Annotated in this window: 23 protein-coding genes; 11 read left to right on the forward strand and 12 right to left on the reverse strand. The window is 70.3% G+C overall.

Annotation, left to right across the window (positions count from 1 at the left end; genetic code table 11):
- Nucleotides 1-48 precede the first annotated feature (48 nt).
- From WG923_RS09595 to WG923_RS09605, 3 genes are all read right to left on the reverse strand, one after another.
- On the reverse strand, nt 49-927 hold the full coding sequence (locus WG923_RS09595; protein ID WP_340350715.1) for a hypothetical protein: 879 nt from the start codon (nt 925-927) through the stop codon (nt 49-51).
- 4 nt (nt 928-931) lie between these two features.
- Complete coding sequence (locus WG923_RS09600) at nt 932-1,096, reverse strand: hypothetical protein (protein ID WP_340350716.1); 165 nt, start codon at nt 1,094-1,096, stop codon at nt 932-934.
- A 103-nt stretch (nt 1,097-1,199) separates the two neighbouring features.
- Entirely contained in the window at nt 1,200-2,117 is a 918-nt protein-coding gene (locus tag WG923_RS09605; RefSeq protein ID WP_340350717.1) for a DUF808 domain-containing protein, read from the reverse strand.
- A gap of 384 nt (nt 2,118-2,501) precedes the next feature.
- Between WG923_RS09605 and WG923_RS09610 the strand changes: the two genes are divergently transcribed.
- The 3 genes from WG923_RS09610 to WG923_RS09620 are packed head-to-tail and all read left to right on the forward strand — an operon-like array spanning nt 2,502 to nt 5,041.
- On the forward strand, nt 2,502-3,269 hold the full coding sequence (locus tag WG923_RS09610; protein WP_340350718.1) for a c-type cytochrome: 768 nt from the start codon (nt 2,502-2,504) through the stop codon (nt 3,267-3,269).
- Complete coding sequence (locus WG923_RS09615) at nt 3,266-4,546, forward strand: c-type cytochrome (protein WP_340350719.1); 1,281 nt, start codon at nt 3,266-3,268, stop codon at nt 4,544-4,546. The genes WG923_RS09610 and WG923_RS09615 overlap by 4 nt, the downstream gene beginning before the upstream one ends.
- A gap of 18 nt (nt 4,547-4,564) precedes the next feature.
- Complete coding sequence (locus WG923_RS09620; protein WP_340350720.1) at nt 4,565-5,041, forward strand: protein-tyrosine phosphatase family protein; 477 nt, start codon at nt 4,565-4,567, stop codon at nt 5,039-5,041.
- A 140-nt stretch (nt 5,042-5,181) separates the two neighbouring features.
- Here WG923_RS09620 and atpE read toward each other — a convergent pair whose 3' ends face one another.
- The 6 genes from atpE to WG923_RS09650 are packed head-to-tail and all read right to left on the reverse strand — an operon-like array spanning nt 5,182 to nt 9,993.
- Entirely contained in the window at nt 5,182-5,421 is a 240-nt protein-coding gene (gene atpE, locus WG923_RS09625) for a F0F1 ATP synthase subunit C (RefSeq protein WP_340350721.1), read from the reverse strand.
- A gap of 47 nt (nt 5,422-5,468) precedes the next feature.
- The gene (folK, locus tag WG923_RS09630) at nt 5,469-5,954 is read right to left on the reverse strand and encodes a 2-amino-4-hydroxy-6-hydroxymethyldihydropteridine diphosphokinase (RefSeq protein WP_340350722.1); all 486 of its coding nucleotides are present in this window, start codon (nt 5,952-5,954) and stop codon (nt 5,469-5,471) included.
- Between the two features lie 19 nt (nt 5,955-5,973).
- A complete protein-coding gene (gene pcnB, locus WG923_RS09635) occupies nt 5,974-7,569 on the reverse strand; it encodes a polynucleotide adenylyltransferase PcnB (protein ID WP_340350723.1) in 1,596 nt (531 codons plus the stop codon).
- A complete protein-coding gene (locus tag WG923_RS09640; RefSeq protein WP_340350724.1) occupies nt 7,566-8,252 on the reverse strand; it encodes an HAD family hydrolase in 687 nt (228 codons plus the stop codon). Before WG923_RS09640 ends, pcnB begins: the two co-directional genes overlap by 4 nt.
- Entirely contained in the window at nt 8,249-8,923 is a 675-nt protein-coding gene (gene hda / locus WG923_RS09645; protein ID WP_340350725.1) for a DnaA regulatory inactivator Hda, read from the reverse strand. Before hda ends, WG923_RS09640 begins: the two co-directional genes overlap by 4 nt.
- A complete protein-coding gene (locus WG923_RS09650) occupies nt 8,923-9,993 on the reverse strand; it encodes an AI-2E family transporter (RefSeq protein ID WP_340350726.1) in 1,071 nt (356 codons plus the stop codon). Before WG923_RS09650 ends, hda begins: the two co-directional genes overlap by 1 nt.
- A gap of 89 nt (nt 9,994-10,082) precedes the next feature.
- Here WG923_RS09650 and purM point away from each other — a divergent pair, with 89 nt between their 5' ends.
- The 5 genes from purM to WG923_RS09675 all read left to right on the forward strand — a co-directional run bounded on the left by purM (nt 10,083) and on the right by WG923_RS09675 (nt 16,333).
- A complete protein-coding gene (purM, locus tag WG923_RS09655) occupies nt 10,083-11,120 on the forward strand; it encodes a phosphoribosylformylglycinamidine cyclo-ligase (RefSeq protein WP_340350727.1) in 1,038 nt (345 codons plus the stop codon).
- 7 nt (nt 11,121-11,127) lie between these two features.
- Nucleotides 11,128-12,318 (forward strand): MFS transporter, encoded by a 1,191-nt coding sequence (locus WG923_RS09660; protein WP_340350728.1) that lies wholly within the window; start codon nt 11,128-11,130, stop codon nt 12,316-12,318.
- Between the two features lie 150 nt (nt 12,319-12,468).
- Nucleotides 12,469-13,713 carry an ABC transporter substrate-binding protein gene (locus WG923_RS09665; protein ID WP_340350729.1) on the forward strand — a complete coding sequence of 415 codons (1,245 nt, stop codon included), beginning with the start codon at nt 12,469-12,471 and terminating at the stop codon, nt 13,711-13,713.
- Nucleotides 13,714-13,750: 37 nt separating this feature from the next.
- Entirely contained in the window at nt 13,751-15,466 is a 1,716-nt protein-coding gene (locus tag WG923_RS09670; protein ID WP_340350730.1) for a methyl-accepting chemotaxis protein, read from the forward strand.
- A 120-nt stretch (nt 15,467-15,586) separates the two neighbouring features.
- Nucleotides 15,587-16,333: a ParA family protein gene (locus WG923_RS09675; protein WP_340350731.1), complete on the forward strand. Its 747-nt coding sequence runs from the start codon at nt 15,587-15,589 to the stop codon at nt 16,331-16,333.
- Between the two features lie 48 nt (nt 16,334-16,381).
- Here WG923_RS09675 and WG923_RS09680 read toward each other — a convergent pair whose 3' ends face one another.
- Together WG923_RS09680 and murJ are read right to left on the reverse strand one after the other, a co-directional pair.
- The gene (locus WG923_RS09680; RefSeq protein ID WP_340350732.1) at nt 16,382-17,236 is read right to left on the reverse strand and encodes a SirB1 family protein; all 855 of its coding nucleotides are present in this window, start codon (nt 17,234-17,236) and stop codon (nt 16,382-16,384) included.
- 67 nt (nt 17,237-17,303) lie between these two features.
- On the reverse strand, nt 17,304-18,869 hold the full coding sequence (gene murJ, locus WG923_RS09685) for a murein biosynthesis integral membrane protein MurJ (protein ID WP_340350733.1): 1,566 nt from the start codon (nt 18,867-18,869) through the stop codon (nt 17,304-17,306).
- A 117-nt stretch (nt 18,870-18,986) separates the two neighbouring features.
- Here murJ and rpsT point away from each other — a divergent pair, with 117 nt between their 5' ends.
- Entirely contained in the window at nt 18,987-19,295 is a 309-nt protein-coding gene (gene rpsT / locus WG923_RS09690) for a 30S ribosomal protein S20 (protein ID WP_340350734.1), read from the forward strand.
- Nucleotides 19,296-19,548: 253 nt separating this feature from the next.
- Here rpsT and WG923_RS09695 read toward each other — a convergent pair whose 3' ends face one another.
- Nucleotides 19,549-19,875 carry a DUF3579 domain-containing protein gene (locus WG923_RS09695; RefSeq protein ID WP_340350735.1) on the reverse strand — a complete coding sequence of 109 codons (327 nt, stop codon included), beginning with the start codon at nt 19,873-19,875 and terminating at the stop codon, nt 19,549-19,551.
- 282 nt (nt 19,876-20,157) lie between these two features.
- Here WG923_RS09695 and WG923_RS09700 point away from each other — a divergent pair, with 282 nt between their 5' ends.
- Both WG923_RS09700 and argF read left to right on the forward strand, forming a co-directional pair.
- Nucleotides 20,158-21,351, forward strand: coding sequence for an aspartate aminotransferase family protein (locus WG923_RS09700; protein WP_340350736.1), 1,194 nt, complete (start codon nt 20,158-20,160; stop codon nt 21,349-21,351).
- 8 nt (nt 21,352-21,359) lie between these two features.
- Nucleotides 21,360-22,280: an ornithine carbamoyltransferase gene (argF, locus tag WG923_RS09705; RefSeq protein WP_340350737.1), complete on the forward strand. Its 921-nt coding sequence runs from the start codon at nt 21,360-21,362 to the stop codon at nt 22,278-22,280.
- Nucleotides 22,281-22,351: the final 71 nt, after the last annotated feature.

Here is a 22,351-nt window from a genome sequence, read left to right on the forward strand (position 1 = left end):
TACGGCCGCAAGAGCTTCAAGGTAACGGAACGGTGAAGCCGGGCGTCTTCAACGGGCCTGTGGCAGCCCGCCCACCTGCTGCAGCGAGACCTGCTGCAGCGGGTTGGAAGTGGCCTCGCGGGCGGCGAGCTGCCCCGGGTCGGTCACGTCCCAGGCGCCGAAGACCTGCTGCGGCGTCTTCACGTCCGGCAGCACGTACACGATGGCGCCGTATTTCTTCACCGTGGGCGCCACGACGTTCTCGTAGAAGCTCACCGGCAGGTTGATGCAGCCGAAGGAGATGCGGTTGTCGTCGGTGGTGAGCGACGCCAGGCGCTCCAGCCGGTGCTCGCGCGCGTGCAGCGGCCGGATGCGGTGCATCGAGACGGCGAGATCGTAGGAGACCCACACGACGTCCTCGTTGCCCGAGTTCATCCCCGGTTCGGCGACGAAGCGGCCGGCCGGCGTGGTCTTCTCCTCGGGACGGACCTGCGACAGCGGCTTGTCGCCGATGCCGGGATAGGAATCGTCGCCGCGGGCGGCCCCCAGCAGGGCCGGCGCGCTGTCCTTCAGGCGGCCCTCGGGGCCGAACACGTAGACGCGCGCATCCTTCTTGTCGACGACCACGAAAGCGTGCCGCTTCGCGTCGCGGGTGTGGACGACCCAGTTCGCCACCAGCCGCGCGTCGGGCGAGGGATCCTCGCCGCGGAAGTCCGCCAGCCGCACGCCGGGCGCATGCGGGACGGCCGGCGGCTGCGCCTCGGGCACGGTGGCGCGCGGGCCGGGCACCGCCTGCGGCGCGAGGACGACGGCGCCGCGCTGCGCTTCCTGCGCGTCGCGGTGCTTCTTCACCCACACCGGCGGCAGCGCCAGCACCAGCAGCCCGAGGCCGATCAGCGCGCCCTTGCGCAGCGCGTCGACGAATTCGGAATCCCGGGCTGGCTGCATGGCATCAGGCCGCTTCGCCACGCGGCTCCTGGCCCCAATACGGGATCTGCAGCGCCGGGTCGGCGCATTCGCAACCCAGGGCGTAATCGGATTCGTCGGATGCCGGCGCGTCCGCCAGCATGGGGATGGCGGCCGGAGCGGGCTCGGCGGACGGCTGCATTTCGGGCATGGCGACTCTCCCTCTCGTGGAAGAGCCATTGTTCGCAAGAGCCGACCGATGGCTTATCCGCAGAGCTCGCCAGGCGGCGTAGGAGGGAACCTACGATTGGGGCTCAGGCGGGCAGCGCCGACTTTCCACGCACGCGCCGCACCAGCGCGTAGACGCCCACCAGCACCGCGCCGACCACGATGCCGATCACCGCATCGAGCAGCATGCCCGCGGGCACGCGCAGCGCGCCGGCGTCTGCCGTGGCTTCTTCCATCGTGTGGTGCAGCGGCGGGATGCCGTGCTCCAGGATGCTGCCGCCCACCAGGAACATCGCCGCGGTGCCCGCGATGGAGAGGCCCTTCATCATCCACGGCGCGGCGCGCAGGATGCCGTTGCCGATCGCCCGCGCCGCGGACGTCGCACCGCGACTGAGCCAGGCGCCGAGGTCATCGAGCTTCACGATGCCCGCGACCAGCCCGTACACGCCCGCGGTCATGGCCAGCGCGATCACCACCAGCACCGCCAGGCGCGTGACGAAGTCCTCGCCGGCGACCGTGCCGAGGCCGATCACGATGATCTCCGCCGAGAGGATGAAGTCGGTGCGGATCGCGCCCTTGATCTTGTCGCGCTCGACGGCGACCAGGTCCACCTTCTCGTCGACCAGGGCCTGCTGCAGTTCCTGGTGGTGCGCCTCGTCCTCGGCGCGGCTGTGCAGCAGGCGGTGCGCGAGCTTCTCGGCCGCTTCGAAACACAGGAAGGCGCCGCCCAGCATCAGCAGCGGCGTGACGGCCCAGGGCGCGACGGCGCTGATGGCGAGCGCCGCCGGCACGAGGATCGCCTTGTTCAGGAGCGAACCCTTGGCCACCGCCCACACGACGGGCAACTCGCGCTCGGCGCGCACGCCCGAAACCTGCTGCGCGTTCAGCGCGAGATCGTCGCCCAGGACGCCGGCGGTCTTCTTGGCCGCCACCTTGGTGAGGACGGAAACGTCGTCGAGGATGGTGGCGATGTCGTCGAGAAGGGCGAGCAGGCTGGAGGCCATGGGCGTGCGTTCGTTGTTGTGGCCCGATTATGGGCACGCCCCGTCGTCGCGGGGCCTGCGCGCACGGCGATGCTCGCGCCGCTTCAGTAGTTGCCCGTGCGGTACGGGCTGCGAGGCACGTACTTGTGCTCGCCGTCGGGTATCGGTTCCGCCTTCGGGTCCGGTCGGTGCTGGACGGCGTTGCTGCCCTCACCCTCCGGAGGCGGCCGCCGCCGGCCGCGCGGGGCTTCCGCCTGTTTGGGCCTGCTCGAACGTCGGTAGAGGTTCATGGGGTCACCTTAGGAGCGGGCCCGGGCACCCGCTGTAGGACGCTGTCCATGGCCGCGTCCGACGGTCACCGACGCAGCGCAACGTGCTCCCGCAACAGTGGCATAGTCCCGGGCGATGCGCGGCACCATCCTTTTCCTGTTCCTGCTGTGGAGCGCCGCCGCGGCGCTGGCGGCCCCCGTCGTCTTCGAGGACACGATCGCGCAGCGCACGCTCGCCTGCACCGCCTGCCACGGCAAGGAGGGACGCGCGGGCCCCGACGGCTATTACCCGCGCATCGCCGGCAAGCCGGCCGGCTACCTGTACAACCAGCTGCTCAATTTCCGCGACGGACGGCGGCATTACGGCCTCATGGTGGGCCTGCTGGACACACTTTCGGACCCGTACCTGTACGAGATCGCGCAGCACTTCGCCCGCCTCGACGTGCCGTATCCGCCGCCGCAGCCGTCGACCGCGCCGGCGGAGACGCTGGAGCGCGGACGCGTGATCGCGCAGCAGGGCGAGCCCGAGCGCCGCGTGCCGGCCTGCGCGCGCTGCCACGGCAAGGCGCTCACGGGCGTGCAGCCCGGCATCCCGGGCCTGCTCGGGCTGCCGCGCGACTACCTCAACGCGCAACTGGGTGCCTGGCGCAACGGCCAGCGCCGCGCAGTGGCGCCGGACTGCATGGCGGAGATCGCGCGTCGCATGTCGCCCGAGGACCTGTCCGCCGTCACGAGCTATCTCGCGGCCCAGGCACTGCCGAAGGACCCGCATGCCGCCCCCGCGCCCGGCACCGCGGCACCCGTGAAGAGGAAAGGCCGCAAGGCGGCACCGCCGCCCGCCCCGGAGCCGCCGCCGCTGCGCTGCGGCTCCGCCGAGCCGCCGGCCGCAGGAAGCAGCCGATGATCCGGCGCGTGCTGTGGATCGCGGCCGGGGTGCTGCTGGCGCTGGTCGCCTTCGTGTGGATGTTCAATTACTGGGGCGGATCGCGCGTGCACGACCGGCCGCCGTCGGCGCCGCCCTCGCGCGAGCAGGTCGCGCGCGGCGCCTACCTCGCGCGCGCGGGCAACTGCATGCTGTGCCACACGGAGCGGGGCGGCGCGCCCTACGCGGGCGGGCGCGCGATCGAGACGCCGTTCGGCACCGTCTACGCGAGCAACCTCACGCCCGACGCCGAAACGGGCATAGGCACGTGGTCGGCCGGGCACTTCCGCCGCGCCATGCACGAAGGCCGGTCGCGCGACGGGCACCTGCTGATCCCCGCCTTTCCCTACACGCACTTCACGCGCGTCGCGGGCACGGACGTGGACGCGCTGTACGACTACCTGCGCAGCCTGCCGCCGGTGAACAAGCCCAACCGGCCGAACCGGCTGCGCTGGCCCTACGACACCCAGGCTGCCCTGGCCGTCTGGCGCACGCTGTACTTCCGGCCCCAGCGCTACGAGGAAGACGCTTCGCGCACGCCCGAATGGAACCGCGGCGCCTACCTGGTGCAGGGCCTCGGCCACTGCGGCGCCTGCCATACGGCGCGCAATGCGCTGGGCGGCATGCGCGACGTGATGGACCTCTCCGGCGGCCTGATCCCGATGCAGAACTGGTACGCGCCCTCGCTCGCCGCCACCGGCGAAGCGGGCGTGGCCGACTGGCGCGTGGAGGACATCCAGCAGCTGCTGGCCAGCGGCGCGTCGCCGCGCGGCACCGTGCTGGGCCCCATGGCGGAGGTGGTGCTGCACAGCACCCAGTACCTGGAACCGGCGGACCTGCGTGCGATCGCCGTCTACCTGAAAAGCCTGCCGCCCGCGCCCGGCGACTCCGACCCGCGCGAAGTGCCGCGTGCCTCCCCTGCCGCCCTCGAGCGGGGCGGGAAGATCTACGCGGACCGCTGCGCGGCCTGCCATGGCGAACAGGGCCAGGGCGTGCCGGGGGCGTATCCGCCGCTGGACGGCAACCGCGCCGTGACGATGCCGGTGACGGCCAACCTCGTGCAGGTCGTGCTGCACGGCGGCTTCCCGCCGGCAACGCACGCGCACCCGCGGCCCTTCGGCATGCCGCCGTTCGCGCCGGTGCTGTCGGATGCGGACGTCGCGGCGGTCCTCACCTACATCCGCTCGTCCTGGAAGAACAGGGCCGCGCCGGTCACGGAACTCACCGTCGCGCAGCAGCGCGCCACCCGGCGCGAGTAGCCGGCGCGAGAATCCCGCATGACCCTGCGACGCGTGCGATTGCCTCCCGAGGTCCCCGGCCAGCTCTGGCTGGGGCCGATGCCCGGGCGCTTCCAGGCCTGGTCGGCGTTCAGCGCGGAGGCCGAGCGCAGCGGGCTGGGGCTGGTCGTGTGCCTGACGCCGAAGCTGGAACTGGCGGAGCTGTCGCCGGACTATCACGCGGCGGTCGGGCGGGGGCGGCTGCCGTTTCGCTGGATGCACGTGCCGATGCGCAACTTCGGCCTGCCGGAGGACCCGGCGGCGTTCCGGCGCGACGTCAACACGATCGCCGACACGGTGCGCGCCGGCAAGTCCGTCCTGCTGCACTGCGCCGCCGGCATGGGCCGCACCGGCACCGCCGCCGCCTGCGTCCTCAAGGCCCTGGGCCTGGACGCCCAGCAAGCGGTGCAACGCGTGCGCGACGCCGGCTCCAACCCGCAGAACGCGGAGCAGTCGGGGTTGGTGGAGTGGTTTTGAAAGGCGGACAGCCGGACAGCCGGACGCAGAGGACGCGAAGGGTACGCAGAGGACGCAAAAAGGACAAAGAAAACTTCAGATGGTTTTCTTTTGCGTCCTCTGCGTACCCTTTGCGCCCTCTGCGTCCTGCCTTCGGTTTTCTACGCGAACGGATTCGCGAACACGAACATCATTGCCACGCCCACGCCGATCAGGAAGTTGGCGTCGATCAGGCCGGCGAGCAGGAACATCTTGGTTTGCAGTTCGTTCATCAGTTCGGGCTGGCGCACCGCGCCTTCGATGAAGCGCCCGCCCATGGTGCCGATGCCCAGGCAGGCGCCGATCGCGCCCAGGCCGATGATGAGGCCGCAGGCGATGGCGACGAGGCCCGTGTCTGTCATGGAAGGCTCCTTTCTGTTTTGGATGCCCCCATGGTGCATGCGCGAGGTCAGGGCGTCGATGACGCGCCGGGTAATGGCGCGATGCGCTGGTGCGCCACGGCCGCGAGATCGCGCGCCGCGACCCGCTCCGGCGCGAGTTCCGCCAAAGGCAGCAGCACGAAGGCGCGCTCGCGCAGGCGCGGATGCGGCACCGTCAGCACCGCGCTCTCGATGCGCGCCATCCCGTACAGCAGCAGGTCCAGGTCCAGCGTGCGCGGGGCGTTGCGGTACGGGCGCTCGCGGCCGGCCGCGTTCTCGAGCGACTGCAGCGCGCGCAGCAGCGCGAAGGCATCCAGCGTGGTCTCCACCTGCGCGACCGCGTTGAGGTAGTCGGGCCCCCCCGCATCCACCGGCGCGCTGCGGTAGATGCGCGAGCTGCGCACAAGGCGCGTGCCGGGCAAGCCAGCGATGCCCGCGAGCGCAGCGCGCAGCGCCGCCTGCGCGTCGCCGAGGTTGGCGCCGAGGCCCACGAAAGCCGTGACCGGCGCGCGCATGGAATGGCCCGGTACAGCCCTAGTCGGCCGGCCCGGCCCCCGAGCCCTCGGAGGGCTGCGCCGCGCCCTGCCCGCCGGGCTTGCGGCGGCGCCGGCGGCGCTTGCGCGGCGCGTCGGAGGCGCTGTCTTCGGCCGGTGCCGCTTCCTCGCGGGCTTCGCCATCGGCGGGCCGCTGCGCCCGCTGGCGCGGCGCCGGCGCTTCGGCGCCGGCCTCGTCGCTGCGCTTCTTCGGCCCGCGCGCGCGGCGCTGCTTGTGCTGCTCCTCGCGCAGGGCCTCCACCAGGTCCTCGCGCACGGCGTCGCTGGCCTGGCTGAACTCCTGCCACCAGTCGGCCAGCGTCACGTCGACCTCGCCGACGTCGGCGCGCAGCCGCATGAAGTCGAAGCCGGCCCGGAAGCGCGGCTGCTCCACCAGGCTGAAGGGCGTGTGGCCGACGCGCTTTTCGAAGCGCGGCTGCATCATCCAGATCTCGCGCATGTCGGCACCCAGCTTGCCGCGCCCGGAGATGTCGCCGATGCGCGCATCGAACACCTCGTCGATCGCGGCCTGCAGCGCCGGGAAGGGATGCTCGCGGCGCGCGATGCGGGCGGCCCAGCCGTCCCGCACGTCGGCCCACAGCACGCAGGCCAGCAGAAAGCTGGGCGCGACGGGCTTGTCCTCGCCCACGCGGCGGTCCGTGTCCTGCAGCGCGGCGCGCACGAAGGGCTGCTCGGCGCGCTCGACCACCAGGTCCAGCAGCGGGTAGATGCCCGTGGCCATGCCCAGCTGCTTGAGCTGCTCGATCGTGGCCAGCGAGTGGCCCGTCTGCAGCAGCTTGAGCATCTCGTCGAACAGGCGGCTTTGCGGCACCTCGTTCAACAGCGGCAGCGAATGCAGCAGCGGCGCCTTGGTCTTGGGCTCGAACTTGAAGCCCAGGCCGGCCAGCTTGGCCGCGAAGCGCACGGCGCGGATGATGCGCACGGGGTCCTCGCGGTAGCGCGTGGCCGGATCGCCGATCATGCGCAGCAGGCGCTTCTTGGCATCGGCGATGCCGTTGTGGTAGTCCACCACGATCCGCGTTTCCGGGTCGTAGTACATGGCGTTGATGGTGAAGTCGCGCCGCGCGGCGTCTTCTTCCTGCGGGCCCCAGACGTTGTCGCGCAGCACCCGGCCGGAGGAATGCACGGCATGGTGCATGCCCGCCAGTTCCGCCTTGCTGGTGCGCTCGTTGCCCTCGACCGATTCGGTCGCGGCGGCGTCCATGTAGGCGCGGAAGGTGGAGACCTCGATCACCTCGTGCTCGCGCCCGCGCCCGAACACCACGTGCACGATGCGGAAGCGCCGGCCGATGATGAAGGCGCGCCGGAACAGCGACTTGACTTCCTCCGGCGTGGCGTTGGTCGCCACGTCGAAGTCCTTGGGCCGCAGGCCGAGCAGCAGGTCGCGCACGGCGCCGCCCACGATGTAGGTTTCGTGGCCGGCTTCCTTGAGGGCGTGGACCACGCTCAAGGCGCGGTCGTCCACCAGGGTCGGGTCGATGCCGTGCTGCTCGGGGCCGACTTCCTGGCGCTTGCCGAACTTCGGCTTGCGGCCGCTCGCGCCCGCAATGAGCTTGTCGATGAACTTTTTGATCATTCTCTGTCGAAGAGGTCGAGTATGCGCCAGCCGCGCTCGAGCGCGATGGTGCGCAGGCGCGGATCCGGGTTGGTGGCGACCGGGTGGTCCACCTGCTCCAGCAGGGGCAGGTCGTTGAGGGAGTCGGAATAGAAGGTCGACTCGACGTCCAGCCAGTCGAGTCCGCGCGCGGCCAGCCACTGCGCGACGCGCACCACCTTGCCCTCGCGCATGGAGGGCACGCCCGCGATCTCGCCGGTGATCCAGCCGGAGCCGTCGCGCTCGAGCTCGACCGCGATCAGCTCGGGCACGTCGAAGGCGGCCGCAATGGGACGCGTGACGAGCTCGTTGGTGGCCGTCACGATGGCCACGAGGTCGCCGCGCTGCTGGTGGCCGCGTACGAGCTCCCGCGCGGCCTCGCGCAGCCTGGGGGCGATCCATTCCTGCATGAAGCGCGCATGGGCCTCGCGGTAGGCCTCGGGCCCGCGCGTGCGCAGCGCGTCCACGGCGAAGCGCACGTAGTCGTGCACGTCGAGGGTGCCGGCGAGGTAGTGCGCATAGAACTCGTCGTTGCGGCGCTTGAACACCACCGGGTCGGTCCAGCCGATGCGCTGGGTGAACTCGCCCCACGAATAGTCGGAGTCGATCGGCAGCAGCGTGTGGTCGAGGTCGAACAGCGCGACTTTTTGTTTCCCGGGGCTCACTCGTTCTCCAGCATGGCCTTGACCAGGGGGATGGTGATCGCGCGCTGCGTCTGCAGGGCGTAGGCGTCCAGGTGCTCCAGCAGCAGCATGAGGCTGCCGAGGTCGCGCGAGAAGCGGTGCAGGATGAAGTCCATCACGTCGTCGCCGAGGAACACGCCCCGCGCGTCGGCGGCCTGCCGCAGGACCGCCCGGCGTTCCGGTTCGGACAGCACCTGCAGCTCGAAGATGTGGCCCCAGCCCAGGCGCGTGCGCAGGTCCTCGCGCAACGCGAGGCGCGTCGGCGGCAGCGCGCCGGCGGCGAGCACGCCCCGCTGCAGTGCCTGTGCCTGCACGAACCAGCTGAAGGCCGCGTGCTGCTGCACCGCGCTGTAGCGATGCACGTCGTCCAGCAGCACCACGGCCCAGCGCTCGTCGAAGGCGGGCGGCTCCGCCATGGACGGGTCCAGCCAGCCGGTGCGGGCGCCCTGCTCGCGCAGGCTTTCCTGCACCGCCTTGAGCAGGTGCGTCTTGCCGCTGCCCGGCGGCCCCCACAGGTAGGTCGGCACGGGCGAGCGGGTCGGGCTGCCGGCCCAGAGCTGCAGGTGCTTCCACGCGGCCTCGTTGGGCCCCGCCAGGAAGCTGGCGAGGGTGGGCGCGCGCGCCAGGCCGATGTCGAGGGGCAGCTGCTTCATCAGCTGTGGTAGAGCTTGCTGGCGAAATAGCCGCTGCGCGCGCGCCGGATCGCCACCAGCAGCACCGCGCTGGCCGGCAGCGCGACCAGCACGCCGACGAAGCCGAACAGCTGCCCGAAGGCGAGCAGCGCGAAGATCACGGCCAGCGGATGCAGGCCGATGCGTTCGCCCACCAGCCGGGGCGTGAGGAAGAAGCCTTCGAACACCTGCCCCGTACCGTACACCAGGCCGACCATCAGGAAGGCCTTGGCCGAGCCGAATTCGAGCAGGCCCGCCAGCAGCGCCAGGATCAGCCCGATGCCGAAGCCGACGTACGGCACGAACATCGCCAGCCCGGTGAACACGCCGATCGGCAGCGCCAGCTCCAGCCCGAACAGCGCCAGGCCGCCGCTGTAGAAGGCCGCCATCGTCAGCATCACCAGCAATTGCCCGCGCAGGTACTGCCCCAGCACCTGGTCGGCCTCCGACGTGAAGGAGTCGACCCCCGGACGCGCCCGGGGCGGCACGAGTTCCAGCACCCGCGCGACCAGCCGCTTCCAGTCCAGCAGCAGGTAGAACAGGGCCACGGGCACCAGCAGCACGTTGAAGATCACCATCAGGGCGACGCTGCCGCCGATCTTCAGGGACGACCAGACGGAGCCGAAACTGTCGCTCCAGTTGGTCTGCAGGTACTCCATGAGCTGGGCGCGCAGGCTCGCCAGGTCCAGCGAGATGCGCACGCCGAACTGGGCGAGCCACGGCGACAGCCGGTCGTGCAGGCGGTCGAACAGCACCGGGATCTGCTCGCGCATCAGGGGCAGTTCCTTCAGCAGCACAGGGACCACCAGCAGCGACAGGGACAGCAGGACGACGACCAGCAGCAGTTCCACGATCACCACCGCCAGGATGCGCGGCATGCGGCCCCGCCACAGGGCGTCGAGCCGGTCGACCAGCGGTGTCAGGGCATAGGCGAGCACGCAGGCGATGATGAAGGGCGTGAGCACCGGCCCCAGGGCGCGCAGCGCCAGCAGGCCCAGGAAGGCGATGGCCATCCAGGCCGCGGCGCGCTTCTGCGTGGGGGTGAATTGCATTCGGGAAGGGCCGACCTCCGGGCCCGATGACACTAGAATCAGCCGCAAATTCTATCGGTCGGCGCCGCAGGCTCCGGCTGCGCACCTGCATGAACGCTTCCCCCCTCTCGTACAAGGATGCCGGCGTCGACATCGACGCCGGCGACGCGCTGGTCGAACGCATCAAGCCGCTGGCGAAGAAGACGCTGCGCGAAGGCGTGCTGGCGGGCATCGGCGGCTTCGGCGCCCTCTTCGAGGTGCCCAAGCGCTACCGCGAGCCCGTGCTGGTGAGCGGCACCGACGGCGTGGGCACCAAGCTCAAGCTCGCCTTCGAGTGGAACATGCACGACACGGTGGGCATCGACCTGGTGGCCATGAGCGTGAACGACGTCCTGGTGCAGGGCGCCGAGCCCCTGTTCTTCCTCGATTACTTCGCCTGCGGCAAGCTCGACGTGGACACGGCCGCCGCGGTGGTGGGCGGCATCGCCCGCGGCTGCGAGCTCTCGGGCTGCGCGCTGATCGGCGGCGAGACGGCGGAGATGCCCGGCATGTACCCCGCGGGCGAATACGACCTGGCCGGCTTCGCCGTGGGCGTGGTGGAGAAGTCGCGCATCCTCGCGGGTCAGGACGTGAAGGAAGGCGACATCGTGCTGGGGCTGGCCTCCAGCGGCGTGCACTCCAACGGCTTCTCGCTGGTGCGCAAGTGCATCGAGCGCTCCGGCGCGCAGTTGCCCGCGACGCTCGATGGCCGGCCCTTCCGCCAAGCGGTGATGGAGCCCACCCGCCTGTACGTGAAGAACGTGCTGGCGGCGCTCGCGAAGCACCCCGCCGGCATCAAGGCGCTGGCCCACATCACCGGCGGCGGCCTGCTGGAGAACATCCCGCGCGTGCTGCCCGACGGCCTGGCCGCGCAACTGAAGCTGGGGAGCTGGCCGCGCTCCGAGCTGTTCGCGTGGCTGCAGGCCACCGCGGCCATCGACGACCACGAGATGAACCGCACCTTCAACAACGGCATCGGCATGGTGGTGGTGGCCGCGCCCTCGGAGGCCGCGGACATCGCCGCGACGCTGCGCCAGGCCGGCGAGACGGTGCACGAGATCGGCCGCATCGCCCCGCGCGGCACCGGAGCCGCCGTCACCCTGGCCTGACGCGGCGATGCAGAGCGCCGCCCCCCGGCTGCCGGCGAGCATCTGGGCGCTGGGCTTCGTGAGCCTGCTGATGGACGTCTCCTCGGAGATGATCCACAGCCTGCTGCCGGTCTTCCTCGTGAGCGGCCTCGGCGCCAGCATGGTCGCCGTGGGCGTGATCGAAGGCCTGGCCGAGGCCACCGCACTGATCGTGAAGGTGTTCTCGGGGGCCTGGAGCGACTGGCTGGGCAAGCGCAAGCCGCTGGCGATGCTCGGCTACGGGCTCGGCGCCGCCTCCAAGCCGCTGTTCGCGCTGGCGACCACCACCGGCACGGTGCTGGGCGCGCGGCTGATCGACCGCGTCGGCAAGGGCCTGCGCGGCGCCCCGCGCGACGCCCTGGTGGCCGACCTGGTGAACCCGGAACAGCGCGGCGCCGCGTACGGCCTGCGGCAGGCGCTCGACACCGTCGGCGCCTTCCTCGGGCCGCTGCTCGCCGTGGCCCTGATGCTGCTGTGGGCCAACGACTTCCATGCCGTGTTCTGGGTCGCGGTGATCCCCGCCATGCTGTCGGTCGCGCTGCTCGCCTTCGGCGTGCGCGAGCCCGATGCGCCCCCGGGCGGCAAGCGCGTCAACCCGATCCGGCGCGAGAACCTGCGCCAGCTCTCGCCGGCCTACTGGTGGGTCGTGGGGCTGGGCGCGGTGTTCACGCTGGCGCGCTTCAGCGAGGCCTTCCTGGTGCTGCGCGCGCAGCAGGGCGGCCTCGCCATCGCCTGGGCGCCGCTGGTGCTGATCGCAATGAACGTCGTGTATTCGGTCGGCGCGTATCCGTTCGGCAAGCTGGCCGACACGATGTCGCACCGCAAGCTGCTGGCCATCGGGCTGGCGGTGCTGGTCGCCGCGGACCTGGCGCTGGCCGCCGCCGGCGCGGGCGTGCTGCTATGGGCCGGCATCGCGCTGTGGGGCCTGCACATGGCGTTGACGCAGGGCCTGCTGGCCACCATGGTGGCCGATACGGCGCCGGCGCAGCTGCGCGGCACCGCCTTCGGCGTGTTCAACCTGGCCAGCGGCCTCGCCCTGCTGATGGCCAGCGGCCTCGCCGGCTGGCTGTGGGACCGTTTCGGCGCCGTGGCCACCTTCGGCGCGGGGGCGGGGCTGTGCCTGCTGGCGCTGGGCCTCATGGCCTCCCCGGCCCTGGCGCGCGTCGGCCGCGACGGCTGACGCCGACAAACCACGCGCCCCAGCCTCCGGTCGGCGACCAGCGGCAAATCGTTGACGGCGGTCAACGAGCTCTCCGTCTTCTGAAACATTCAGTAACGACTTTCCCTAAGCTCCCCCTCAAGCCCGATGCCGGGCGAACCTGGAGGACACATGGGCAATCGACGTGACTTTCTGCAGACCACCGCTGCCGCGGGCCTGACCATCGCACTGCCAGGGCTGGCCCGGGCGCAGGCTGCAGGAGACACCCTGCGCATCGGCCTGATGGCCGTCAAGAGCGGGCCGCTGGCATCGGGCGGGATCGACATGGAGCGCGCCCTGAACATCTACCTGGCCGAACGCGACCAGATGATGGCCGGCCGCAAGGTGCAGGTCTTCTTCGTCGACGCCGGCGCCAAGGCGGACGTGGCGCGCGCCAAGGTGGCGGAGCTGTGCGAGGTGCAGAAGATCCACGCCCTGCTCGGCCCGCAGACGGCCATCGAGCTGCTCGCGCTGGACGAGGTCACGCGCTCGCACAAGCTGCCGCTGGTGTCGACGGCGGCCGCCGAGGACGTCACGCAGCGCAAGGCCAATCCCTGGCTGGTGCGGCCCACCGCCTCGTCGGCGCAGACGGCGCACGTGATGGCCGACTACTGCGCGAAGACGCTGAAATACAAGCGCATGGCGCTGGTCGCCGACGACTTCCCCTACGGCCACGAGACGGCGGCCGGCTTCCAGCGGGTGTTCGAGGAGTCCGGCGGCAAGATCGTGCAGCGGATCTACACGCCGCTGGTCACCCCCGATTACTCCGGCGCGGTCGGCCAGCTGGCCAAGGTCGACGGCGTGTTCCTCGCCTTCGCCGGCTCCAACGGCTTCCGCTTCATCCGCCAGTTCGCCGACGCCGGCCTGCGCGACAAGCTGCCGCTGGTGGGCAGCATGACCTCGCTGGACGAATCGGTGCTGCGCAACATGGGCGACGAGGCGCTGGGCATCCACACCGCGTCCTGGTACTCCGCGGACCTCGCCACGCCCGCCAACGCGCGCTTCGTGCCGGACTTCCGCAAGGCGCACGGCTACGACCCCGGCTTCTATGCCGCCGCCATGTACATCAGCGCGGAGGTGCTCGAATCGGCGCTGAAGACGGTGGGCGGCAAGGCCTCCGACCCGCAGGCGCTGATGGCGGCGCTGCGCAAGTCGCACACGCAGACCCTGCGCGGCCCGGTGCGCTTCGACGAGTACGGCAACGCGGTCGGCGACGTCCTGATCCGCAAGGTGGAGCGCAAGGACGGCCGGCTGGTCAACGCGGTGGTGAAGACCTATCCCAACGTGAGCCAGTTCTGGACCCACAACGCCAGGCAGTTCCTGGCCAACCCGGTGTACTCGCGCGACTGGCCGCCGGCACGCAACATCGAGGGCTGAGTCGATCGGCGGGACGGTCCCGCCAGCGGAGAACAACTTGAAAGTCCTGCACAAGATCCTGGTGGCGCCCATCGTGGCGATGGCGTTCCTGGTGCTCGTCGGCGCGGTGGCGTACGGGGCGCTGCGCCAGCAGAACGCGGCGCTGGAGGACCTGGCCCGCACCCGGCTGCACACCTACCAGGTGAGCGCCGACGCGGCGCAGGAGGTCACCGCCGTCCACTCCAACGTGTACCGCCTCATCACCTGGCTCTCGGGGCTGAAGGAAGACCGCATCCGCCAGATCGTGGGCGAGCAGAAGGACCGCATCGACGCCGTCAGCGCCAAGCTCACGGCGCTGGTGGCGCAGCCGGGGCTGTCGCAGGAGGAACGGCAGATCGCCAGCCAGGCGAACGCCGAACTCGCCAAGTACCGCAAGTCGGTGGAGGCTGCGATCGACCTGAGCGCCGGCGACACCCTCACCGGCGCCACCGCGATGCAGATGGCGGACAAGCAGTTCCAGGCCATGCAGAAGCACTTCGACGCCCTGGTGCAGCTGGAAAAGAAGCTGTCCGACAGCAGCTACGAGGCCGCGGCCGGCACCTCGCGCATCGCCACCGGCACGATGCTGGCGATCACCGCAGCCGCCCTGCTCGCCTCCGCGGCCATCGCCTGGCTCATGAGCGGCATCATCGTGCGGCCCCTGCGCACGGCGATCGCCTCCGCGGGGCGGATCGCGCAGGGCGACCTGAGCGAGACGCTCCGGGCGGCCGGCACCGACGAGACCGGCCAGTTGCTCGCGGCGCTGTCGGAGATGACGGAGCACCTGCGCAGCCTGGTGGGCGAGGTGGCCACCGGCGCGCGCGCCGTCTCCGAGACCAGCGCGCAGATCGCGCAGGGCAACCAGGACCTGTCGCAGCGCACCGAGGAACAGGCCAGCACGCTGGAAGAGACGGCCAGTTCGATGGAGGAACTGACGGCCACGGTGAACCAGAACGCCGACAACGCGCGCCAGGCGAGCCAGCTCGCGGTGGGCGCCTCCGAGATCGCGCGCCAGGGCGGCGACGTGGTGGACCAGGTGGTGCGCACCATGAGCGGCATCTCCGAGGCCTCGAACCGGATCGCGGACATCATCGGCGTGATCGACGGCATCGCCTTCCAGACCAACATCCTGGCGCTGAACGCCGCGGTGGAAGCCGCGCGCGCGGGCGAGCAGGGCCGCGGCTTCGCCGTGGTGGCCGCGGAGGTGCGCAACCTCGCCCAGCGCAGCGCCACCGCCGCCAAGGAGATCAAGGCGCTGATCGGCGACTCCGCCGGGCGCGTGGACGCGGGCGCGAAGCTGGTCGACACGGCCGGCCGCACGATGCAGGAGATCGTGCGCGCGGTGAAGCAGGTGAGCGACCTGGTCGCCGACATCGCCGCGGCGAGCGAGGAGCAGAGTTCGGGCATCCGGCAGGTCAACACCGCGATCACGCAGATGGACGCGGTGGTGCAGCAGAACGCCGCGCTCGTGGAAGAAGGCGCGGCGGCCACCGAATCGATGAAGGCCCAGGCGGGCGGGCTGTGGCAGGCCGTGGCCCGCTTCAAGCTGGGCGACGACTCCGATGCCGCCGCGGCCTCCCGCGAGGTGGGGGCCGAGGCGGCGGCGACCGCGAAGCCCGTGCCGGCGACCATCCAGGTGCGCCCGCGCAACGAGGCGCCGGCGCTGGCGTCCCCGCGGCAGGAGACCGAAGCCGCGGCAACGGTGGCCGGCAAGGGCGGTTGGCAGACATTCTGAAACACGCGCGCGGCGAACGGCGCGCGCCGGCGGACCGGCGGGGTGGCGCGGGCCCCACACGGAAGAGCACCATCCGGACAGGCGGGCCCCGCTGGGCAACGCACAAGGAGGGAGGATCCCATGCCGGTGGTGGCGGTGGTGAACCGCAAGGGCGGCAGCGGCAAGAGCACCTTCGCCGCGCACGTCGCGGCATGGTGCGCGCGCCAGCAGCTGGCGGTGATGCTGGGCGACGTCGATCGCCAGCAGTCCAGCCGCGGCTGGCTGCGCCGGCGCGATCCTGCCCTGCCCGGCATCGCGCCCTGGGTGGTGGACCAGAAGAACGTGCTGCGCGTGCCGACGGGCATCACGCACGTGGTGCTCGACACCCCCGGCGGCCTGCATGGCTTCGAGCTGGCGCGCATCGTGATGTTCGCCGATGCGATCGTGGTCCCCGTCTGCCCCTCGGTGTTCGACCGCGAATCGGCCGCCGCCTGCCTGGAAGAACTCAAGACGCTGCCGCGCGTGGCGAAGGGACAGTGCCGCCTGGCCACCGTGGGCATGCGCGTGGACGGTCGCACCAACGCGGCGAACGTGCTGCGCGCCTGGGCCGGCGAGCAGGACATCGAGATGATGGGCATGCTGCGCGAGACGCAGCTGTACGTGAGGGCGCTGGAGCGCGGGCTCACGCTGTTCGACGTGGCGCCCTCGCAGGTCCCGACCGACCTCGCGCAATGGGAGCCCGTGCTGCGATGGCTGCGGCCGGTGCTGCTGCCGGTGGCGCAGCAGCCGGAGTCGCGCCGCGAGCCCATCCTGCCGGTGCGCCGGGCCTCCGTGCTCGGTGCGCGGCCGCTGCATCCCGGCCACGGCATCCTCACCCAGGCCGGTTGATCCCGGCGCTGCGCGCCTCAGCAACAGCCTGCGAACAGGCGCATCGCGCTATTGCTTCGCGCGGCGCAGGTTCGCCACGCGATCCGCGATCGCGTCGATGTCCAGCGCGTCCTGCGCGTGCACGAGATACGTTTCCAGGTCGCCCACGGCCTGCTCCGAGTGGCCCTGCTCGGCGTGCGCGAGGCCGCGGTCGCGGTACTCGGCCCAGGCGTCCGGCAGCAGGACCAGCAGGCGGTTCTGCACCGCGATCACGCGCTGCCAGTCTTCCTGCGCGCGGTGGATTTCCTTCAGGTTGCGCAGCATGCGCGCGATGATGTCGCGCGGCGGCGCCGCCTGCAGGTACAGCCCGAGCGGCACCTCGAATTCGTCGATGAGCCCGCTGCGGCGCTTGTAGGGCTCCAGCCGCTCCGACAGTTCCTCGCGCGAGAGCGACTGGCCGGTGAACGGGTCGATCACCACCTGCCCCTTGGGCAGGTTCACCTTGACCATGAAGTGGCCCGGGAAGCACACGCCCCGCGCGTGCAGCCCGATGCCCTGCGCCAGCTCGATCCACAGCACCGCCAGCGAGATCTGGATGCCGCGGCGCGTGCGCAGCACCACGTTGAGGTAGCTGTTGTCCGGGTCGCAGTAGTCGTTGACGTTGCCGCCGAAGCTCAGGTCGCGGAAGAAGAACTGGTTGAGCGTGCGCAGCCGCTGCAGGGCGGCGGCGTCGGCGGGGATGCGGCGCTTCAGGCGCGCGAGCAGCTGGTCGACGTCGCCCAGCACCGTCTGCAAATCCAGGTCCGGGTATTCGTCCTGCGCGATGCTCGCCGCTGCCTCGAGCAGCGGGAAGTGCTCGTCGCTTTGCACCAGCATCCGGAAATAATCCAGCGGCGTGGGCGCATTGATGGGCAGCGACGTCATGGTCAATCGTTGTAATGGACGGGCCAGGGGCCGTCAAGCGGGCGGCGCTCTATGGCGCGGGGCGTCCTCAGTGCGTGACAAATTGACGCAGCTTGAGGCCCGCCGCCAGCAGTGCTCCGAAATAGAGAGCACCGGCGCCGGCGACCAGCGCCGCCAGCATGCCCGCCCGCTTGAGCGGCTCGGTCCGCCACGCGACCCAGGGGAAATGGCCGTTGGCCCACATGAGGAAGATCGCCAGCAGCGCGCTGGCCGCCAGCACCTGCAGGGCGAAGATGCCCCACCCCGGGCTGGGCTTGTAGCTGCCGCGCCGCAGCAGGCCCACCAGCAGCGAGCCCGCGTTGACCAGCGCGCCCAGCCCGATCGAGAGCGCGAGCCCCGCGTGCTTGAGCCAGGGCACCAGCGCCACGTTCAGCAGCTGCGTGACGATCAGCGCCGCGATCGCGATGCGCATCGGCGTCTTCATGTCGTGGCTGGCGTAATAGCCCGGCGCCAGCACCTTGATGGCGACGAGTCCCAGCAGGCCGGTGCCGTAGCCCGCCAGCGCGAGGGCGACCTGGCTCACGTCGCTGTCCTTGAACGCGCCGTAGTGGAACAGCGTGGCCACCAGCGGCGCGGAGAAGACCAGCAGCGCCACCGAGCTGGGGATGGCGAGCAGCACGACCAGGCGCAGGCCCCAGTCCAGCATCGCGGAGTAGCGCGCCTCGTCGCCGCCCGCGCGCGCCGCGGCCAGTTGCGGCATGAGGACGACCCCGAGCGCGACCCCCAGCATCGCGGTGGGGAACTCCATCAGCCGGTCGGCGTTGTTCAGCCAGCTCACGCTGCCCGCCGGCAGGTAGGAGGCGATCTGCGTGTTGATCAGGAGCGAGATCTGGGCCACGCTCACCCCGAGCAGTGCCGGCAGCATCAGCCGCAGGATCTCGCGCGTGGCGGGGTCGTTCCAGGATTCGCGGATGCCGGCCCAGGCCAGCCGGAAGCGCGGCCACATGCCCAGGCGCCGCAGCGCCGGGACCTGGATGGCCAGCTGCAGCACGCCGCCGGCCATGACGCCGATCGCCTGCGAATAGATCGGCTCGATGCCGAAGCGGCGAAACAGGGGCGCGGCGATCGTGATGGACGCGATCATCGACAGGTTCAGGAGCACCGGCGACGCCGCCGGCACCGCGAACTTCTTCCAGGTGTTCAGGATGCCGCCCGCCAGCGCCACCAGCGACATGAAGCCGATGTAGGGGAACATCCAGCGCGTCATGAGCACCGCCGCGTCGTAGGCGTGCGGGTCCTTGCGCAGGCCGCTGGCCAGGGTCCAGACCATCAGCGGGGCACCGAGTACCCCCGCGATGCACAGCAGCACCAGCACCCACAGCAGCACGGTGCCCACGTGCTCCACCATCCGGCTGGCGCCGGCATCGCCTTCCTTCGTGCGGCAGGAGGCCAGCACCGGCACGAAGGCCTGGCTGAAGGCGCCCTCGCCGAAGATGCGGCGGAACAGGTTGGGAATGCGGAACGCGACGTAGAAGGCGTCGGTGAGCGCGCTCACGCCGAAGAAGGCCACGAACAGCATGTCGCGGGCCAGGCCGGTGATGCGGGACGCGAGGGTGAGGGCGGAGACGGTGGAAGCGGCTTTGAACAGGCTCACCGGCGCGAGTGTAGCCCTGCCCACCGCCCGGTTTCCCCGCCACTGGCCGGGGAGAAGGCCTCGGGCTATAATGGTCGGCTTTGCTGGCATCATCCTCAGACACGAAGGATTCAATCAATGGCTTCTGGAAAACCCAAGAAGAAGAACCCCCGCCTGGCGTCGGGGCGCAAGCGCGCCCGCCAGGACGTCAAGCTGAACGCCGCGAACACCTCGCTGCGCTCCAAATACCGTACCGCGGTGAAGAACGTCGAGAAGGCGGTCGTCGCGGGTGACAAGGCCAAGGCGACCGAACTGTTCGCCAAGGCGCAATCGATCGTGGACAAGGTGGCCGACAAGAACATCTTCCACAAGAACAAGGCCGCGCGCGACAAGAGCCGCCTGTCGGCCAAGGTCAAGGCCCTCCAGGCCGCGGCCCCCGCCGCCTGACGTCACAGCGTCAGGTCAGCCCGTGAGCCGCAAGGCCCACGCCGTTTGATCCGGGTGCGCTGCCAGCAAACGAGAAAACCGCCTCCGGGCGGTTTTTTCGTTGGGGAGTCAAAAACGGACAGCCGGACGCAGAGGACGCGAAGGGTACGCAGAGGACGCAAAGAAGACAAAGAAAACTCTGGATGGTTTCTTTTGCGCCCTCTGCGTACCCTTTGCGTCCGGAAGTCCGCATTCAACGGCGTCCGAAAAGGCGCTATGCCGCTTCTTGGGCGCGCTCCCGCTGCGGCGGGGCGCCTTCGGTGATCTTCAGCTCGTTGTCGCGGGCGAAGTTCATGACGAAGTCCCAGGCCATGGGTTCGTAGTCGCGCAGGGCCCGGTTGACGATCACGCACTTCACGCCCTCGATCACCGTCGGGATGCACCAGGGCGAATAGTTCAGGTGGCTGCCCGGCTGGGCGCCGCCGGGGCGGAAGGAACTCATCACGCCGGCCAGCCGCTCCGCCCAGTCGCTGGGGCGGAACGTCCGTCCTTCCCGGGTCAATCCCTGGATGAACACTTCGTCGGCGATCTTCAGAACCATGGGTGGGAGTCGCATGCGTCGATCGGGGCAGCCATCCGGTCTGCTGCACCGCACAAGTATTGTATCTTATATAAGAGTTGACCCCAAGATTGGACCGCACCGAGCTGTCACGGGGCTGTCGCGGCCACCGCATCGCTGCGATGCGGAATTCTCAAACAAGGCCGCCGGGGCGTGTGCCTACAATCGTGCTCCAACGGCTCACATCGGTGCCACCCCGGCAGGCAAGCTTCCCCGGGGACCCCGCACGTTGAGCCGCTTTTCGTTTGGAGAACAGGAACGCCCATGCCCAACCTCGAGGCGGCATCGCCCCACACCATGAACACCTACGGCCGGCTGCCCATCGCGGTGGACCACGGCGAGGGGGTGTACCTCTGGGACGTCAACGGCAAGCGCTACCTCGATGCGCTGGCAGGCATCGCCGTCAACACGCTGGGACACAACCACCCCAAGCTGGTGCCCGCGCTGCAGGACCAGGTCGCCAAGATCATCCACAGCTCGAACTACTACCACGTGCCCAACCAGGAGAAGCTGGCGGCCAAGCTGGTGCAGCTCTCGGGCATGACCAACGTGTTCTTCGGCTCGACCGGGCTGGAGGCCAACGAGGCCGCGATCAAGCTGGCGCGCAAGTACGGGCACGACCGCGGCATCGAGCGGCCCGAGATCGTCGTCTACGAGAAGGCCTTCCACGGCCGCAGCATCGCCACGCTCTCGGCCACCGGCAACGAGAAGGTGCAGAAGGGCTTCGGGCCGCTGGTCGAAGGCTTCATCCGGGTGCCGATGAACGACATCGACGCCCTGCGGCAGGCCACCGACGGCAACCGCAACGTCGTGGCCGTGATGTTCGAGACGATCCAGGGCGAGGGCGGCATCAACCAGATGCGCATCGACTACCTGCAGAAGGTGCGCGAGCTGTGCGACCTGAAGGACTGGCTGCTGATCATCGACGAGGTGCAGTGCGGCATGGGGCGCACCGGCAAGTGGTTCGCGCACCAGTGGGCCAGCATCGTGCCGGACGTGATGCCGCTGGCCAAGGGCCTGGGCTCGGGCGTGCCGATCGCGGCGGTGGTGGCGGGGCCGAAGGCGGCCGACATCTTCCAGCCGGGCAACCACGGCACCACCTTCGGCGGCAACCCGCTGGCGACGCGCGCCGGCGTGGAGACCATCCGCATCATGGAAGAGGACGGCCTGCTGGAGAACGCCGAGCGGGTGGGTGCGCGCCTGAAGCAGACGCTGGCGCGCGAGCTGGGCGGGCTGAAGGAAGTGGTGGAGATCCGCGGCCAGGGCCTGATGATCGGCGTGGAGCTGGCCCGACCCTGCGGCGTGCTGACGCAGCGCGCCGCCGAGGCGGGCCTCCTGATCAGCGTCACGGCCGACACCGTGGTGCGGCTGCTGCCGCCCCTGATCCTGACCGAGCGGCAGGCCGACGACGTCGTCGCGATCCTGGCGCCGCTCGTCCGGCAATTCCTGGCGGAGTGAAGCACACGATGGCGATCCGGCATTTCCTGCAGTTCAGCGACTTCAGCACCGAGGAGCACGAGTGGATCTTCCAGCGTGCCGCGGCGATCAAGCGCAAGTTCAAGAACTACGAGAAGTACCACCCGCTGGCCGACCGCACGCTGGCCATGATCTTCGAGAAGGCCTCCACGCGCACCCGCGTGAGCTTCGAGGCGGGGATGTACCAGCTCGGGGGCAGCGTGGTGAACCTGACCACCGGCGACAGCCAGCTCGGTCGCTCGGAGCCGATCGAGGACACGGCGCGCGTGATCAGCCGCATGGTGGACATCGTGATGATCCGCACCTTCGGGCAGGAGCGCATCGACAAGTTCGCCGAGTATTCGCGCGTGCCGGTGATCAACGGCCTCACCAACGAATTCCACCCGTGCCAGATCCTGGCGGACATCTTCACCTACATCGAGCACCGCGGCTCGATCAAGGGCCGCGTGGTGGCGTGGGTGGGTGACGGCAACAACATGGCCAACACCTGGCTGCAGGCGGCGGAGCTGCTCGGGTTCTGCGTGCACGTGAGCACGCCCAGCGGCTACGAGGTGGACCAGGCCGTCGCCGGCATCCGCAGCAGCGACAGCTACAAGGTCTTCCGGGATCCGATGGAAGCCTGCCGGGGGGCCGACCTGGTGACCACCGACGTGTGGACCAGCATGGGCTTCGAGGCCGAGAACGAGGAGCGCCGCGCGGCCTTCGCCGACTGGTGCGTCGACACGGAGATGATGCGCGTGGCCAAGCCCGACGCCCTGTTCATGCACTGCCTGCCCGCCCACCGCGGCGAGGAAGTGGAAGCGGACGTGATCGACGGCCCGCAGTCCGTGGTGTGGGACGAGGCGGAGAACCGGATGCACGTGCAGAAGGCGTTGATGGAGTACCTGATGCTCGGGAAGGTCACGGGCTGACCTTGCCTTGCTCCCTCCCCCTTTGGGGGAGGGTAGGGGTGGGGGCGCCCCGGCGTTTGCCGCCTCCCTGG

The organism is Ramlibacter sp. AN1133, from assembly GCF_037890035.1.
Taxonomy (GTDB): Bacteria; Pseudomonadota; Gammaproteobacteria; order Burkholderiales; family Burkholderiaceae_C; genus Ramlibacter.